Source organism: Leucobacter sp. wl10 (genome assembly GCF_003569785.1).
Classification (GTDB): domain Bacteria; phylum Actinomycetota; class Actinomycetes; order Actinomycetales; family Microbacteriaceae; genus Leucobacter.
The window spans coordinates 195,991-210,057 of sequence record NZ_KZ983990.1; the positions used below are offsets into that span (position 1 = coordinate 195,991).

At 67.8% G+C, this 14,067-nt stretch carries 12 protein-coding genes; 10 read left to right on the forward strand and 2 right to left on the reverse strand.

Annotated elements, in window-relative coordinates; translation table 11 throughout:
- Positions 1 to 42: 42 nt before the first annotated feature.
- Together D1J51_RS05945 and D1J51_RS05950 are read right to left on the reverse strand one after the other, a co-directional pair.
- The gene (locus D1J51_RS05945) at positions 43 to 1,386 is read right to left on the reverse strand and encodes an aspartate aminotransferase family protein (protein ID WP_205547748.1); all 1,344 of its coding nucleotides are present in this window, start codon (positions 1,384 to 1,386) and stop codon (positions 43 to 45) included.
- A gap of 30 nt (positions 1,387 to 1,416) precedes the next feature.
- Complete coding sequence (locus tag D1J51_RS05950) at positions 1,417 to 2,493, reverse strand: phosphotransferase (protein ID WP_162903679.1); 1,077 nt, start codon at positions 2,491 to 2,493, stop codon at positions 1,417 to 1,419.
- A 137-nt stretch (positions 2,494 to 2,630) separates the two neighbouring features.
- Between D1J51_RS05950 and D1J51_RS05955 the strand changes: the two genes are divergently transcribed.
- The 10 genes from D1J51_RS05955 to D1J51_RS06000 all read left to right on the forward strand — a co-directional run bounded on the left by D1J51_RS05955 (position 2,631) and on the right by D1J51_RS06000 (position 14,048).
- Positions 2,631 to 3,335 carry a GntR family transcriptional regulator gene (locus tag D1J51_RS05955; RefSeq protein ID WP_119074268.1) on the forward strand — a complete coding sequence of 235 codons (705 nt, stop codon included), beginning with the start codon at positions 2,631 to 2,633 and terminating at the stop codon, positions 3,333 to 3,335.
- 55 nt (positions 3,336 to 3,390) lie between these two features.
- On the forward strand, positions 3,391 to 4,644 hold the full coding sequence (gene aroA, locus D1J51_RS05960) for a 3-phosphoshikimate 1-carboxyvinyltransferase (protein ID WP_119074269.1): 1,254 nt from the start codon (positions 3,391 to 3,393) through the stop codon (positions 4,642 to 4,644).
- A gap of 166 nt (positions 4,645 to 4,810) precedes the next feature.
- Positions 4,811 to 6,565 carry a dihydroxy-acid dehydratase gene (locus D1J51_RS05965; protein ID WP_119074270.1) on the forward strand — a complete coding sequence of 585 codons (1,755 nt, stop codon included), beginning with the start codon at positions 4,811 to 4,813 and terminating at the stop codon, positions 6,563 to 6,565.
- 106 nt (positions 6,566 to 6,671) lie between these two features.
- On the forward strand, positions 6,672 to 7,724 hold the full coding sequence (locus tag D1J51_RS05970; RefSeq protein WP_119074271.1) for a proline racemase family protein: 1,053 nt from the start codon (positions 6,672 to 6,674) through the stop codon (positions 7,722 to 7,724).
- A 136-nt stretch (positions 7,725 to 7,860) separates the two neighbouring features.
- Positions 7,861 to 8,736, forward strand: a complete 876-nt coding sequence (locus D1J51_RS05975) for a substrate-binding periplasmic protein (protein WP_162903680.1) — start codon at positions 7,861 to 7,863, stop codon at positions 8,734 to 8,736.
- 55 nt (positions 8,737 to 8,791) lie between these two features.
- Positions 8,792 to 9,499: an amino acid ABC transporter permease gene (locus D1J51_RS05980; RefSeq protein WP_162903681.1), complete on the forward strand. Its 708-nt coding sequence runs from the start codon at positions 8,792 to 8,794 to the stop codon at positions 9,497 to 9,499.
- Complete coding sequence (locus D1J51_RS05985; protein WP_119074274.1) at positions 9,499 to 10,317, forward strand: amino acid ABC transporter ATP-binding protein; 819 nt, start codon at positions 9,499 to 9,501, stop codon at positions 10,315 to 10,317. Before D1J51_RS05980 ends, D1J51_RS05985 begins: the two co-directional genes overlap by 1 nt.
- A 127-nt stretch (positions 10,318 to 10,444) precedes the next feature.
- A complete protein-coding gene (locus tag D1J51_RS05990; RefSeq protein WP_119074275.1) occupies positions 10,445 to 11,281 on the forward strand; it encodes a sugar phosphate isomerase/epimerase family protein in 837 nt (278 codons plus the stop codon).
- A 239-nt stretch (positions 11,282 to 11,520) separates the two neighbouring features.
- Complete coding sequence (locus D1J51_RS05995; RefSeq protein WP_119074276.1) at positions 11,521 to 12,528, forward strand: Ldh family oxidoreductase; 1,008 nt, start codon at positions 11,521 to 11,523, stop codon at positions 12,526 to 12,528.
- Positions 12,529 to 12,749: 221 nt separating this feature from the next.
- On the forward strand, positions 12,750 to 14,048 hold the full coding sequence (locus D1J51_RS06000) for a diaminobutyrate--2-oxoglutarate transaminase (RefSeq protein WP_119074277.1): 1,299 nt from the start codon (positions 12,750 to 12,752) through the stop codon (positions 14,046 to 14,048).
- Positions 14,049 to 14,067: the final 19 nt, after the last annotated feature.

Genomic DNA, 14,067 nt, shown 5'->3' on the forward strand with positions numbered 1-14,067 from the left:
GATTGTTCGACCTCCGTGTTTCGAGTCTCCCGCGTGGCCTCGCTATGCCTCCCCGAGCACCGCGTCCAGCGCGCCGAGCAGGCGCGTCGCATGCTCCTCTCCGAACACGAGCGGCGGACGGATCTTGAGCACGTTCGAGGCCGCGCCCGTCGCGGAGATGAGCACGCGGCGCTCGCGCAACCCGTTCACGATCGCCGTCGCCCGCGCGGCGTCCGGCGACTTCTCACCCCGGTTGGCGACGATCTCGACGCCGCAGTAGAGCCCCGCGCCGCGCACGTCGCCGATCGCCTCGTGGCGTCGGGCCAGCTCCTCGAGCCCCGTGCGCAACACGCCCCCGATCCGCTGCGCGTTCTCCTGCAGGCCCTCGTCCCTGATCACGTCGAAGGTCGCCTGAGCCGCCGCCATCGCGACCGTGTTGCCGCCGAACGTGTTGAAGTAGCGGGTGTCGTGCCCGAAGCGCTCGACGACGTCGTGCCGCACGACGACGCCTGCGACGGGATAGCCGTTGCCCATCGGCTTGCCGAGCGTGACGATGTCGGGGTCGAGGTCGTGCCGCTGGTAGCCCCAGAAGCGATCGCCCGACCGGGCGAAGCCGCACTGCACCTCGTCGGCGACCATGAGCCCGCCCGCGGCGTGCACCACCTCGGCCACGCGCTGCAGCAGCGTCGTGGGCTCCGCGAAAATGCCGTCCGAGGTGAAGAGGGAATCGGCCACGAAGGCGGCGAGGCCCTCGCCGTGCCGCTCGATGTCGTGGATCTGCTCGGCGACGTCCGCGACGAACCGCTCGATCAATTCCTCGCGGGGCAGTCGGTACGAGTCGGGGGTGCGCACGCGGCGCACGTAGACGCCGAGCGGCGAGTGCTCGCCGAGCGAGGGCGAGAAGCCCGCGCTGAGGGAGGAGTTGCCGTGATAGGCCTCGGAGGTGACGATGATCCCTCGCCGGCCGGTGCGGTGCTGAGCGATGCGCAACGCGAGGTCGTTCGCCTCGGACCCGGTGCAGGTGAACATCGTGCGGCCCCGCGCTGCGAGCTCGCCGCCGAATGTGCCGAGCAGGTCCTGCGCGTACGCGAGGATGCCGTCCTGCAGGTACCGGGTGTGCGTGCACAGCGTATCCATCTGCCGGCTCACGGCCGCGGTCACCGCCGGATGAGCGTGGCCGACCGAGACGACGTTGTTGTAGGCGTCGAGATACTCGTTGCCGTCGCGGTCCCAGAGCAGCACTCCCCTGCCGCGGCTCACCTGCACCGGTTCCTGATAGAAGAGCCGATAGGCCGGACCGAGCAGGCGCTCCCGGCGGTCGATCATCGCCCGCGTAACCGCGTCGAGTCCTTCGGCCCGGGCCGGGTCGAAGGCGTTGTTCATCTTTCCGCGAGGCGTTGCGGTCATTGCATGCTCCTTTCGGGGGAAGCGCGCGGGCTAGGCGCGGAAGGCGTCGAGGATCTCGGAGACCTCGTCGAAGGGACGGTCGAGGAACCACTCGAGCTGAGCCCAGCCCTGCTGGGTGTTGCGCATGATGTACCCGACGTTCTCGGGGAAGAGCAACGCACGGCGGGTGGTGATGAGCGCGCGGGCTATCACCCGCGCCATGACGAGGTGGGGAACGAGACTTAACTCGCGATCCGTGAGCGCCGCCAGTCGCAGGTACCCCCGCAGCAGATCCTTGCCCGCGGCGAAGGGATCATCCACCGGATGCCGGGCGAGATCTCGAGGCAGTTGATTCAGGAGAGCGGTCGAGACGTCGACGGCCACGGTGGTCGTGACGGAATCGCCGAAGTCGAAGACGCCGGTGAGGAACTCCTCGCGGCTCGGGTCACCGAGCAGGTTCGACTTGCTGAAGTCGTTGTGCAGGACTTGCATCCGCATTCCGTTCACCTCAGCCGAGATGTCGGCGAAACGCGCCAGGCCGGCGGCGAGCGCCGCACGCCTCCTCCTGTCCTGAACGAAAGCCAGCAAGGGGGTGAGTTCGAGCGCTCGGCGCGCGTCCCAGGCGAGGGGGCGGGTCGCGCAGGGATGAGCGAACGATTCGGTGGCGATGCGAAGCTTGGCGAGGGCCTCGCCCACGAGTTCGCGTTGCCGCGCATCCGTCTCCAGCTCGTCGAGAGTGGTGCCCGGGAGGTATTCGATGAGATGCACCTCCCGGTTCTGACCCGCTTCGTCCACGAGTGCGGTGACGGATCGGCCGCTGAGGTCAGCGCGGAACCTCGGTATCGGGATCGACGGATCGGTATCGATCACGTGCTGATGCAGCTGGCGCACGAAATCGAGTTCTCCTCGATCATCGCCCGGATTGGCCACCTTCATGACGAATCGCGGCATTCGATTGATGTCGACCCGGAAGGTGTCGTCTTTCTCGGTTGCGAGCCGCAAGACCTGCGCGTCCAATCCGTACACGTCACGAACGACCGCGCGCGCCTCACCGCTCCCCATCGAGACGTAGTCGCCCGTCAGGCCGCCCCCATCCATGAGGGCGGCTGCTGTCCTCGGTTCAGACATCGGTGGCATCCTCTCGAGTTATGTCTGGTTGTCTGACAATAGCACGTTAGAAGGACACTGCCAATGGCGCTGCTGAGGTCAGGCTATGATCGGCGGATACGGATTTCGACGGCCGACTGGATCCGAGGTGACCGCCAATGCACGAAGACCTGCTGCCTCTCGAGCGCCTCTCGGTCGCAGATCGAGCCACGAACCGCCTGCGGGAGCATGTGCTGTCGGGTGCGATCGAAGCCGGTACGCGCCTCACCGAGCTGAGCCTCGCGGAGCGGTTGGGCATCGGTCGAGCCTCGGTGCGCGCCGCGCTCGTACAGCTCTCGTTCGAGGGCCTGGTGGTGAAGACTCCCTACACGGGATGGCACATCGCCGAGCTTTCATCGCGCTCGGTCTGGGAGACCTGGACGCTGCGGGCGAGCCTCGAGAGTCTCGCCGCGCGCATCATCGCGGAGAATCTCGACGGCCCCACGCGCGAGGCGATCACTGCGTCTCACCGAGCCTTCCACGAGGTCTGTCTGAACGGTCAGGTCGATGGCATCAGCGCCCGAGACTTCGAGTTCCATAAGCTGACGGTGGAGCTCTCGGGGCATCAGCGCCTGCGCGAGCAGTACCGATTGGTCGAGAACCAGGTGAGACTGTTCATCATCACCAGCAACGCGCACGCCGCCGTAACCGGCGAAGAGGCCTTCGCGCAGCACGAGGCGCTTATGGCGGCGCTGTTCTCGGGAGACCCCGAGGTCGCGGCCCGCGAGGCGTGGCAGCACAGCCACAGCGCCGGCATACGCCTCTCCCGGTGGATCGAGCGGCGCGCTGTCGACGCGACTGAGCGCGACGAGACGAGCCGGTGAGTCTCGGCGCCCAAAGGCCCGAGGCGACCGGCGTCCGATTGAAAGCAGTGGCAGCATGACGACAGACTTCATCCCCCGCGTGCCCGGCTCGCGCAGCATCGCCGCGCGGGCGCTCGTCTGCGCGGCGCTCGCCGACGGCACGAGCGCCGTGTCGCGCGTGCCCCGCAACGACGACGCCCGGGCGATGGCAGGCGGACTGGATCAGACCGCGGCCACCCTCCGCGAGGAGGGATCCGACGCCTACCTCGTGACCGGGTCGCCCCGCTTCGCGCCGCCGCAGACCCCGCTCGACTGCAACGCCTCGGGCACGACCATGCGTTTCCTGGCCGCGCTCTCCGTGCTCACCGACGCCCCCGTTCTGCTCACGGGCACCGATCGCCTGCTCGAGCGTCCCATGGAAGGGCTCTATCGCGCACTGCGTCGTCTCGGCAAGGAGATCGAGGACCGTCCGGGCCTGCGCCGCATCACCGGCGCCCCGACGATTCCCGGCTCCCTCTCCATCGACGCGAGCGACTCCGGCCAGTTCGTGAGCGGGCTGCTCATGGCCCTGGCGGCCTCGGGACACGGCGTCGAGCTGCGCGCCCTGCGGCCGGTCTCGCGCCCCTTCATCGCGATGACGGCGACGGTGATGCGCGCGTTCGGCGCCGAGATCGAGATGAGAGAGGACGGCGAAGACCTCGTCTTCGTCATCGCGGGCAGCGGCTACCGACACCGCGACTACGCCGTCGAACCCGACATCATGAGCGCCAACTACTTCGCGGCGGCCGCGGCCATCACGGGGCGCCCGGTCTTCATACCCGACGTGCTGCGGAACACGATGCAGGGCGACGCGGTGATGCTGGAGACGCTCGAGGAGATGGGCGCGACCGTCGATTGGCGCGACGGCGGCGTGCGAGTGAGCCGAGCCGCTGGGGCGGCGCTGCGGGGCCGCACCGCCGACCTCGCCCCGATGCCCGACATGTGCCTGACGATCGGCGCCGTCGCGGCGGTCGCCGAGGGCGACACGACCCTGACCTCCACCCGCATCCTGCGGCACAAGGAGTCGGATCGACTGTCGGCCATGATCACGGAGCTCGGGAAGCTCGGCATCTCGACGGTCGTGACCGCCGACGATGACACGCTCGTGATCCGCCCGAACGGGCGCCTCGAACCGGCCGCGATCGACACCTTCGAGGACCACCGCATGGCGATGGCCTTCGGCCTCCTCACGCTCGTCGAACCGCGGATCGTCATCAACGACCCGGAGTGCTCGGCCAAGACCTGGCCCGGCTTCTTCGCGGAGCTCGAGCGGTACCGCACGGGCGCGTAGCCGGGGCATCGCGGAGGGATCCGTCACGACAGGGATCCGTCGCGACAGGGATCTCTCGCGGCAGGGATCCCTCGCGAGAGGAGCGCATCCTCCGAAATTGCCGATTGGCGACAATCGCCCGCCTGCGGTACTGTCGTCGTCACGGCACACGAGGCGAGGGGGCACCATGGCCGATTGCACCGGCGACAACGGCGGCGACTGCGGTTCGTGCGGGCTGCGCAGCCGGGAATGGTTCGAGGGACAGGGCAACGCCCCGTTCAACCACCGCGCCAACCTCAAGGCCGGCGGACACCTGGGCGAGATGTTCGACGGCCGCCCGGTGATCGGCATCGCGAACTCCGCCTCCGACCTCGTGCCCTGCAACTCGGGCCTCACCGACCTCGCCGAGCGCGCAGTGCGGGGCGTGCTCGAGGCAGGCGGCTTCCCACTCGTGTTCCCGACCATGTCGATCGGCGACTCGATCATGCGGCCGAGCGGCATGATGTACCGCAACCTCATGAGCCTGGAGCTCGAGGAGCTCGCGCGCGCGAATCCCGTCGACGGGCTCGTCATCCTCACCGGCTGCGACAACACCGCACCGGCCTACGCCATGGGGGCGGCGAGCACCGGTCTGCCGACGATGATGATCCACGCGGGCCCCATGCTCAGCGGCAACTGGCGCGCCCGCCAGATGGCCTCGGGCACCGACATGTACAAGCTGGGCGACGAGGCGCGCAAGGGCGTGCTCACGCCCGCCGACCTCGACGACGCCGAGTACGGCATCTCCCGCGGCACGGGCACCTGCAACACCATGGGCACGGCATGCACGATGGGGGCGGTGCTCGAGTCGATGGGCCTCTCGCTCATGGGCACTGCGAACATTCCCGCCATGGACGCGCGGAAGCGGGCCGCAGCGCAGCAGACGGGCCGCCGCATCGTCGAGCTCGTGCGCGAAGGGGTGGGCATCGCCGACATCCTCACGCCCGCCGCCTTCCGCAACGGCGTGCGCACGAACGCCGCCCTGGGCGGCGGCACCAACACCACCGCCCACCTACTCGCGCTCGCAGGTCGCCTGGGCCTCGAATTCAGCATCGACGACATCGAGCGGTACAGCCGCGAGGTGCCCCTGCTCGCGAACGTCATGCCGTCGGGCGAGTACCTGATGGAGGACTTCTACAACGCGGGCGGACAGGCCGCTCTGATGAGGAGCATGGGCGATCTGCTCGACCCCGATGCGCCGACCGTCTCGGGACGCACGATCGGCGAGGAGATCGCGTCGGCGCGGGTGTGGGACGAGCGCGTGATCCGCCGCCGCGAGAATCCGGTGAGCAGCGCGCCCGCCCTCGCGATCCTGTGCGGCAGCCTCGCCCCCCGCGGCGCTCTCATCAAGGCGACCGCGGCCGACTCCCGGCTGCTCGACCACCGCGGGCCCGCAGTCGTCTTCGATTCGATCGAGGATCTCGACGCGCGTCTCGACAGCCCCGACCTCGAAGTCGACGAGAACTCGGTGCTCGTGCTGCGAGGGATCGGCCCGACCGCCTATCCGGGCGCGCCCGAGCTCGGCAACTTCAAGATCCCGAGGAAGCTCCTCGACCGCGGCGTGACCGACCTCGTCCGCATCTCGGACGGCCGCATGAGCGGCACCGCCTTCGGTGCCGTGGTGCTGCAGGTCACGCCGGAGGCGGGCGTCGGCGGGCCGCTCGCGCTCGTGCGCGACGGCGACATCATCCATCTCGACGTGGCGAATCGCCGTCTCGACCTCGAGGTCGACGATGAGGATCTCGAGGCGCGCCGCCGAAGCTGGCAGCCGCCCGAGCAGCAGTTCGACCGCGGCTACCGCCGCCTCTACGTCGAGCACGTGATGCAGGCCGATGCCGGCTTCGACTTCGACTTCCTCCGCGGCAGCTCTGGTGCGCCGCGGATGAAGCGGCGCCCGTACTGACCGCCGCCCCGGGCCGCTATTGTCGCCAATCGGCAATTTGTCTTACAATCAGACGCAACAACCTCCCGGCGCGCTCGCGCCGACACCAGAGCAAAGGAGCCCGACCATGCGATCGAATCGCGTACTCAACGTCGTCAACGCCCACTGCGAGGGCGAGATCGGCAACGTCATCATCGGCGGCATCGGCCAGGTGCAGGGCGAGACGATGTTCGACAAGAAGCTCTGGTTCGAGGAGAACTACGATCAGGTCCGCGAGCTCATGCTCTTCGAGCCGCGCGCCGCGGTCTGGCACAACGTGAACGCCATCGTGCCCTCCAACAGCCCCGAGGCGGCGATGGGCTACATCATCCTCGAGACCACCGAGTACCCGGCGATGTCGGGGTCGAACACGATCTGCGTCGCCACGGTGCTGCTCGAGACCGGGATCCTGCCGATGACCGAGCCCGTCACCGAGCTCACCCTCGAGGCCCCGGTCGGGCTCGTCCGGTTGCGCTGCGAGTGCGAGAACGGCAAGGTGACGAAGGTCACCTTCACGAACCAGCCGGCCTTCTGCTACGCCCGCGACACGATGGTCGAGGTCGAGGGCATCGGCACCGTGCGAGTCGACGTCGCCTTCGGCGGCATGACCTTCGCCATGGTCGAGGCGCAGGATCTCGGCTTCTCCCTCAGCCCCGGCGAGGCGCGCGAACTCTGCGACGTGGGCGAGCGGATCAAGCTCGCTACGGCCGAGCAGGTGCCCGTCGCCTACCCCGGCAATCCCGACATGCCGGGTATCACCAACTTCGAGTGGATGGGCCCGCTGCGTCGCGACGCCGACGGCGACCTCGCCGCCAAGTGCACGGTCGTCGTCTCGCCCGGCCGCTGCGATCGCTCCCCCTGCGGCACCGGCACCTCGGCCCGCCTCGCCCTGTTGCACGCGCGCGGAGACATCGAGGTCGGCGAGAGCTTCACCCACGAGTCGATCACCGGCAGCACCTTCAGCGCTCAGATCGAGGGCACCGCGAAGGTCGGCCGGTACGACGCCGTCATCCCCCAGGTCGGCGGTCAGGCATGGATCACGGGCCTGAGCCAGATGACCCTCGACCCGACCGATCCCTATCCCCACGGCTTCACGCTCAGCGACACCTGGTTCGGCATCGAGGCGGGTGCAAGGGGCTGAGAAGGCGCAGCAAGATTGCGGAACCGTCACAAACCGGACAACCAACATCTTGGGTGTGGACAGATGCCACAGAAGCTCATAGACTCTCGAAGCGACGAGAGTGTCTGACAATCAAACAGTCAAAGGAGATGAGATTGTGGCAAAGAAAAAGGGCAACAGTGCGAATCGAATGGTGCTGACCTTCATCGTAGTGATCCTCCTCGCACTCGGCGGCGGCTTCCTCGGCGCGAAGCTGAGCGGTGGCGGCGGCGGCGGTGACGACGCATCCGCCCAGGGCTCCTGGCTCCAGGAGATCAAGGATCGCGGCGTGCTGCGCGTCGGCGTGGCGATCTCGCCGCCGCACACGGTCGAGCTCGAGGACGGTACGTTCGGCGGTCCCAACCTCATTCCGCTGCAGAACCTCGCCGATGCGCTCAACGTCAAATTGGAGACCGTTCCCGCCGAGTGGAAGAACATCGTCGCCGGTTTGCAGGCGGGTCGCTACGACTTCGCGGCGAACCTCGACCGTACGCTCGAGCGCGCGACCGCGGTGCAGTTCACCAATCCGGTCTGGGACTACCCGGCCGCCATGGCGGTGATGGCGGACGCGCCCTACACCACGGTCGACGATGTCGTCACCTCCGGCAACCCGATCAGCATCGTCACAGGTTCGGCAGCGTCCGGCGGCTTCCCGCGCAAGTTCCCCGAGGCCAACTACCAGGAGTCCGACGCATACACGAGCTCACTGCAGACGCTGCTCGCCGGCCGCGTCGTCGCCATCACCGGCGACCTGCCGACCCTCGTGAGCTTCGCCCAGGAGAACTCGGACGTCAAGATCATCCTCCCCGACCCCGACGTCTACCGCGGCTTCGCGGCCTACGGCGTTCCCGCGACCGCCGACGCGCGCTCGGTGGAGACCGTGAACATCGCCATCGAGCGCGCGATCAACGACGGGCTCATGGACGAGGCCTACGCAAAGGTGGGCTACGTGACCGAGGATCAGCTCGGCGAGGCAGGGCTGCTGAAGCAGTAGTCGAGCAGAAGCTAGCGGAACGCTTATGTATAAGACATATACATTCGACTGGTCTGTGATCAGCACCAACTTCGACACCCTGCTCGGAGGCCTGGGCACCACACTCCAGCTCGCGATCATCACCATCGCGCTCAGCATGATCCTGGCGGTACCGGTCGCCGTCGGACGCATGTCGGACATCGCGATCATCCGGTGGATCTTCCAGATCTACATCGAGATCTTCCGGTGCACTCCGATGCTCGTGCAGCTCTTCTGGATCTACTACGCGATGCCCGCGCTGACCGGCGTGACGCTTCCGGGCTTCACCTCGGCCATCATCGCCCTCACGGCCAACCTCACCGCGTTCATGGCCGAAGCGTACCGGTCCGGCTTCCAGGCCGTGCCGGTGGAGCAGATCGAGGCCGGGGTCATGCTGCGATTGACCCCTATGCAGCGGCTGGTGCACATCATCCTGCCGCAGGCGCTGCGCCAACAGGTGCCGGTGATCCTCTCCTTGAACATCTCGATGTTCAAAGACACGGCGCTGGTCTCGACCATCGCGGTGGCCGATCTCATGTTCATCTCGAACACGATCTCCGCGCAGTCGTACCGGGCGCTCGAGGTGTTCACCTCGGCAGCGGTGATCTACTTCATCGTCGCCTTCCCCGTTTCGCTCATCACGAGCTACCTGGAGCGCCGCATGCAACAGAACGGCCAGAAGGTACCGGGCCGACGCAGGCCGGTCAAGACCCTCGTCGAAGCCGTGAAGAAGGAGGCGAACTGATGACCGACGAACAGAATCCCCGGACGGGGCAGACCCCGACCGGAACGGTGCGCACGATCACCGCATCGATCGGGCAGGTGCTGGTCTCGGCGCGTGGACTCCAGAAGAGCTTCGGCGATCGGCAGATCCTGAAGAACGTCGACTTCGACATGAAGGCCGGCGACATCACGGTCATCATCGGAAAGTCGGGCTCGGGCAAGAGTACGCTGCTGCGCGCACTGGCCGGCCTCACCGATCCCGATGACGGCAGGATCATCTTCGACGGCGAGGTCGTCTTCGAGGACGAGGAGCGCACGGAGGTCTGGGAAGAACTCGACTCGCACGTCGGTATGATCTTCCAGTCGTACACGCTCTGGCCGCACATGGACGTGCTTGCGAATCTCACGCTGGCACCGCTCAAGAAGCTCGGCCTCAGCAAGGAGGAGGCGCTGGAGCGCGCGAAGAGATCGCTCGCCGAGGTGGGCATGTCGGATCACCTGCGCAGTAAGCCCAGCCAACTCTCGGGCGGTGAACGACAGCGAGTGGCGATCGCGCGAGCGCTCATGATGGAGCCGAAGCTGCTGCTCTGCGACGAGATCACGAGTGCTCTCGACCCGCCCGTCGCGGCAGAGGTGCTCGGGGTGCTGCAGCGTCTGAAGGAGACCGATGGGATCGCCATCGCCCTCGTGACCCATGACATGGCCTTCGCGGCGCGCGCCGCCGATCGCCTGGTCTTCTTCCACGAGGGGGAGATCGCGGTGAACACGACACCCGACGACGCGTTCAACCGCAACGACAACCCCGATCTCAAGAAGTTCGTGGATGCCGTGAGGTTCTGACCCAAAGCGGCGTCCGGCTTCAGCGGCGCGTGCGCTCGGGGCGCTTCGGCGGCCGGGAGAACACCCCGGGTCGTCGAAGCGCCCCGCTGATATCTCGACAGGGGCACCGAAAGGAGTGTCAAGAACCATGAAACTGTGCCTGAATCAGGCCACCGCAATGCCGTACGGGCTGGAGGAGACCATCAGAGCCTCCGCAGCGGCGGGCATCGAACACATCGGCGTCTGGGTCGAGCCGGTCCAGGAGGCCGGACCCGCTGCAGTGCGCCGCTGGCTGAACGACTCGGGTCTCACGGCGACGTCGATGAGCCGGGTAGGCTTCCTCACGAACAAGCGGGGCGTCGAGCTCTCGGCGGCGTACGATGCCGTGCGCTCGGCGCTCGAGATGTGCGCCGAGCTCTCGATCCCGACGCTCTCCTTCGTCGCGGGCGGCCTGCCCGAGCACGACCGCTCGATCCGGAACGCCGAAGGCCGGGTGCGCGACGCCTTCGAGACGCTGCTGCCCGACATCGTCTCCAGCGGCGTGCAGGTGATGCTCGAGCCCATTCACCCGCTCTTCGTCAACGATCGCTCGATCATCACGACCGTGGGCCAGGCGCTTCGAGTGATCGACGGCCTGCCTGCCGAGCAAGTCGGCGTGCTGGTCGATTCCTGGGCGACCTTCTGGGATCCCGAGTTCGAGGACTCCGTGGCGCGGGCGGGCTCGCAAGGGCGCCTGTCGGGCTACCAGATCAACGATTTCAAGCTGCCGCTGCCCGCGCCGAACAATATGCAGAGCCGCCTGCAGCCGGGCGACGGGGTCATCGACCTGGTGGCGATGACCCGCACGATGCTCGAGGCGGGCTACACTGGCCCGATCGAGGTCGAGATCTTCAACGACGACATCTGGGCGCAACCGCTCGACGTCATCCTGCGGCAGACCGTCGAGGCCTACGATCGCGTGATCGTTCAGAACCTTGTCCGCTGAACCGTTCATAGAGCTCAAGGAGGTCGGTGCATGCGGTGGGGCCGTTCCCTGAACGCTGTGAGCACTCGATGCGCAGGCGGGTACCGGCGCGCCCGCGCTGTCGAAGCCACCCGCTTTCGATGGGGGCGCAGGGACGACACGGGCAAGCAGGCGAGCTCCGTGCGCCGTCTCGGGATCCGCTGCGCACGGGCGCACTCTCAACGGCGCCTGATTCAGCGGGAGAACGGAAGCAGCTGGAGATGAGCACCGAACGCATCCCCTTCGAGCGCCTCGTCGAGGCGATCGAGACCGTGCTCGTCGAGGCCGGCGCCTCGCCCGAGGTCGCCGGGATCCTCGCCCTCAACCACGCGGGCTGCGAGCGCGATGGCGCCCTGAGCCACGGGGTGTTCCGCGTGTCCCAGTATGCGGAGACCCTGCGCTCCGGATACCTCGACAGCGTCGCGGAACCACGTGTCGAGCGCGTCAGCTCGAGCTACCTGCGGGTGGACGCCGCCGGCGGCATCGCCCAGCTCGCGCTCTCACGCGCCCGCGACGAGATCTCGCGGGCCGTCGAGGAGCAGGGCGTCGCCGTCGTCGCGATCCGCGACTCACAGCACCACAGCGCGCTCTGGCCCGACCTCGAGCCGTTCGCCGATGCCGGCTACGTCGCGGTGACCGCGGTCACGGGCGGCGAGCCGACCGTCGCACCGGCCGGAGCGCACCGGGCCGTGCTCAGCACGAACCCCTTCGCCTTCGCTATGCCCATCGAGGGGGCTCCGCACCTCATCGCCGACTTCGCGACCTCCTCGATGTCGTACGGCGACCTCACCCTCGCGGCGCAGGCCGGCCGGTCCGTTCCGGTCGGCACCGGTGTCGACGCCGCGGGAGGCGAAACCACCGACCCGCGCGCCATCGTCGACGGCGGCGTGCTCCTGCCGTTCGGCGGGCACAAGGGCGCGATGCTCTCGATGATGGTGGAGCTGCTGGCGTCCGCGCTCACCGGCGGCGACTTCTCGTTCGAAGCGCAGCGGGACAAGCCGGGCGGGGCACACTCCACGCGCACCGGGCAGTTCTTGCTGGTCATCGACCCCGACCGCGGCGCATCGACGCCCTTCGCCGGTCGGGCGAGCCGCCTGGTGCAGGCGCTCCGCGATGCCGGCATGGATCGCATGCCGGCGGACCACCGCTATCGGACGCGCGCCGAGGCCGAGACCCTCGGCATTCCCGTCACCCCAGCGATCCGCGAGCTGCTCGACGCCGCGGATTGAGGAGTCGACGCTCCCGGCACCCGTTCGGCTTCGCCGCGCGCCACCCGCTGAAGCACGCACCGAGCAGCCACCCGATCACCAGGCGTTTCGTCGCGGTAAGTAATCGATAAGGTTCCGAGAAGCTTTCGAGAAGGTTGCTCGACCAGCCTCGAGTACAGACGGGGCCGCTGGGGCACCCGCACGAGCACCGGGGCGACTCGGCGCACTGAAGGGGCAGAGCAATGACCACCACCGACACCACCAACCGGCAGGCAGGCCTCACCGTCGAGACTTTCGAGCGGCGCGAGTCGAATGTGCGCATGTACTGCCGCGACGTGCCGATCGTCTTCGACACCGCGCAGGGCACGGTGCTGCGCGGTGAAGACGGACGCGAGTACCTCGACTTCTTCGCCGGCGCCGGCGCCCTGAACTACGGGCACAACGATCCGCGGATGCGGGACGCCATCATCGGCCATCTGCGCGGCAGGGCGGTGGTGCACGGGCTCGACCTCTTCACGCGGGTCAAACGGGAACTGCTCGAGACGATCGAACAGCAGCTCCTGGGCCCTCGCGACCTGGACTATCGGGTGCAGTTCACCGGACCGACCGGAGCGGATGCGAACGAGGCGGCCCTCAAGCTCGCCCGCAAAGCGACGGGACGCAGCCGGGTCGTCGCCTTCAACGGCGGCTATCACGGGATGACCGCGGGCGCGTACGCGGTCAGCGGCGGACGGAGCGCGGGGAAGAACTTCGGATCGCTCACTCACGATGTCACCTTCGTACCGTTCGAGGACGGACCCCATGGCGAGTTCGACTCGCTCGGCTTCCTGAGGCGCCTCGTCGAGGACCGGCGCAGCGGCACCGACGTTCCGGCTGCCGTGATCGTCGAGGCCGTGCAGATCCAGGCCGGCGTGTTCGGGGCCTCCGCCAAGTGGCTGCGCGATCTGCGGGATTGGACGCGCGAACACGGCATCGTGCTGATCTTGGACGAGGTGCAAGCCGGATGCGGACGCACCGGCCAGTTCTTCAGCTTCGAGCGGTCGGGCATCGTTCCCGACATCGTCACCACTGCGAAGTCGATCAGCGGCTTCGGGCTGCCCATGGCGCTGAACCTCATCGCACCCGCGCTCGACGTCTGGGAGCCCGGGGAGCACACCGGAACCTTCCGGGGAAATCAGCTCTCGTTCGTAACCGCGAGGATCGCGCTGGCGTACTGGACCGATCCCGCCTTCCTCGAGCTCGTCAGCCGGAACTGCGCGACGATGAACGATGCCGTCACCGGCGCGCACGGCCGGGAAGGATTCATCGGGCTGCCGGGCGTCGAATCGGCGCGGGTGCGAGGCCTCATCGCCGGTGTCGATTTCGGCCTCGGCAATGCGGACGCCGCGCACGCTGCGCAGCGACGCGCACTCGAGGCCGGAGTGCTGGTGGAGCGTTGCGGGCCGAATGGCGAAGTCATCAAGCTCATGCCCCCGATCAATACGCCGACCGAGCGGCTCGTCGAAGGACTGCAGATCATCGGGGCAGCGATCAACCGCTGATCACGCGCCCCGTCCGCCC

Bases quoted from the DNA above. Each gene is read 5' to 3' on its own strand.
- D1J51_RS05945 (WP_205547748.1), bottom strand. From the start codon at position 1,386: ATGACCGCAACGCCTCGCGGAAAGATGAACAACGCCTTCGACCCGGCC.
- D1J51_RS05955 (WP_119074268.1), top strand. From the start codon at position 2,631: ATGCACGAAGACCTGCTGCCTCTCGAGCGCCTCTCGGTCGCAGATCGA.
- D1J51_RS05985 (WP_119074274.1), top strand. From the start codon at position 9,499: ATGACCGACGAACAGAATCCCCGGACGGGGCAGACCCCGACCGGAACG.
- D1J51_RS05965 (WP_119074270.1), top strand. From the start codon at position 4,811: ATGGCCGATTGCACCGGCGACAACGGCGGCGACTGCGGTTCGTGCGGG.
- aroA (WP_119074269.1), top strand. From the start codon at position 3,391: ATGACGACAGACTTCATCCCCCGCGTGCCCGGCTCGCGCAGCATCGCC.
- D1J51_RS05995 (WP_119074276.1), top strand. From the start codon at position 11,521: ATGAGCACCGAACGCATCCCCTTCGAGCGCCTCGTCGAGGCGATCGAG.
- D1J51_RS05970 (WP_119074271.1), top strand. From the start codon at position 6,672: ATGCGATCGAATCGCGTACTCAACGTCGTCAACGCCCACTGCGAGGGC.
- D1J51_RS05990 (WP_119074275.1), top strand. From the start codon at position 10,445: ATGAAACTGTGCCTGAATCAGGCCACCGCAATGCCGTACGGGCTGGAG.
- D1J51_RS05950 (WP_162903679.1), bottom strand. From the start codon at position 2,493: ATGTCTGAACCGAGGACAGCAGCCGCCCTCATGGATGGGGGCGGCCTG.
- D1J51_RS06000 (WP_119074277.1), top strand. From the start codon at position 12,750: ATGACCACCACCGACACCACCAACCGGCAGGCAGGCCTCACCGTCGAG.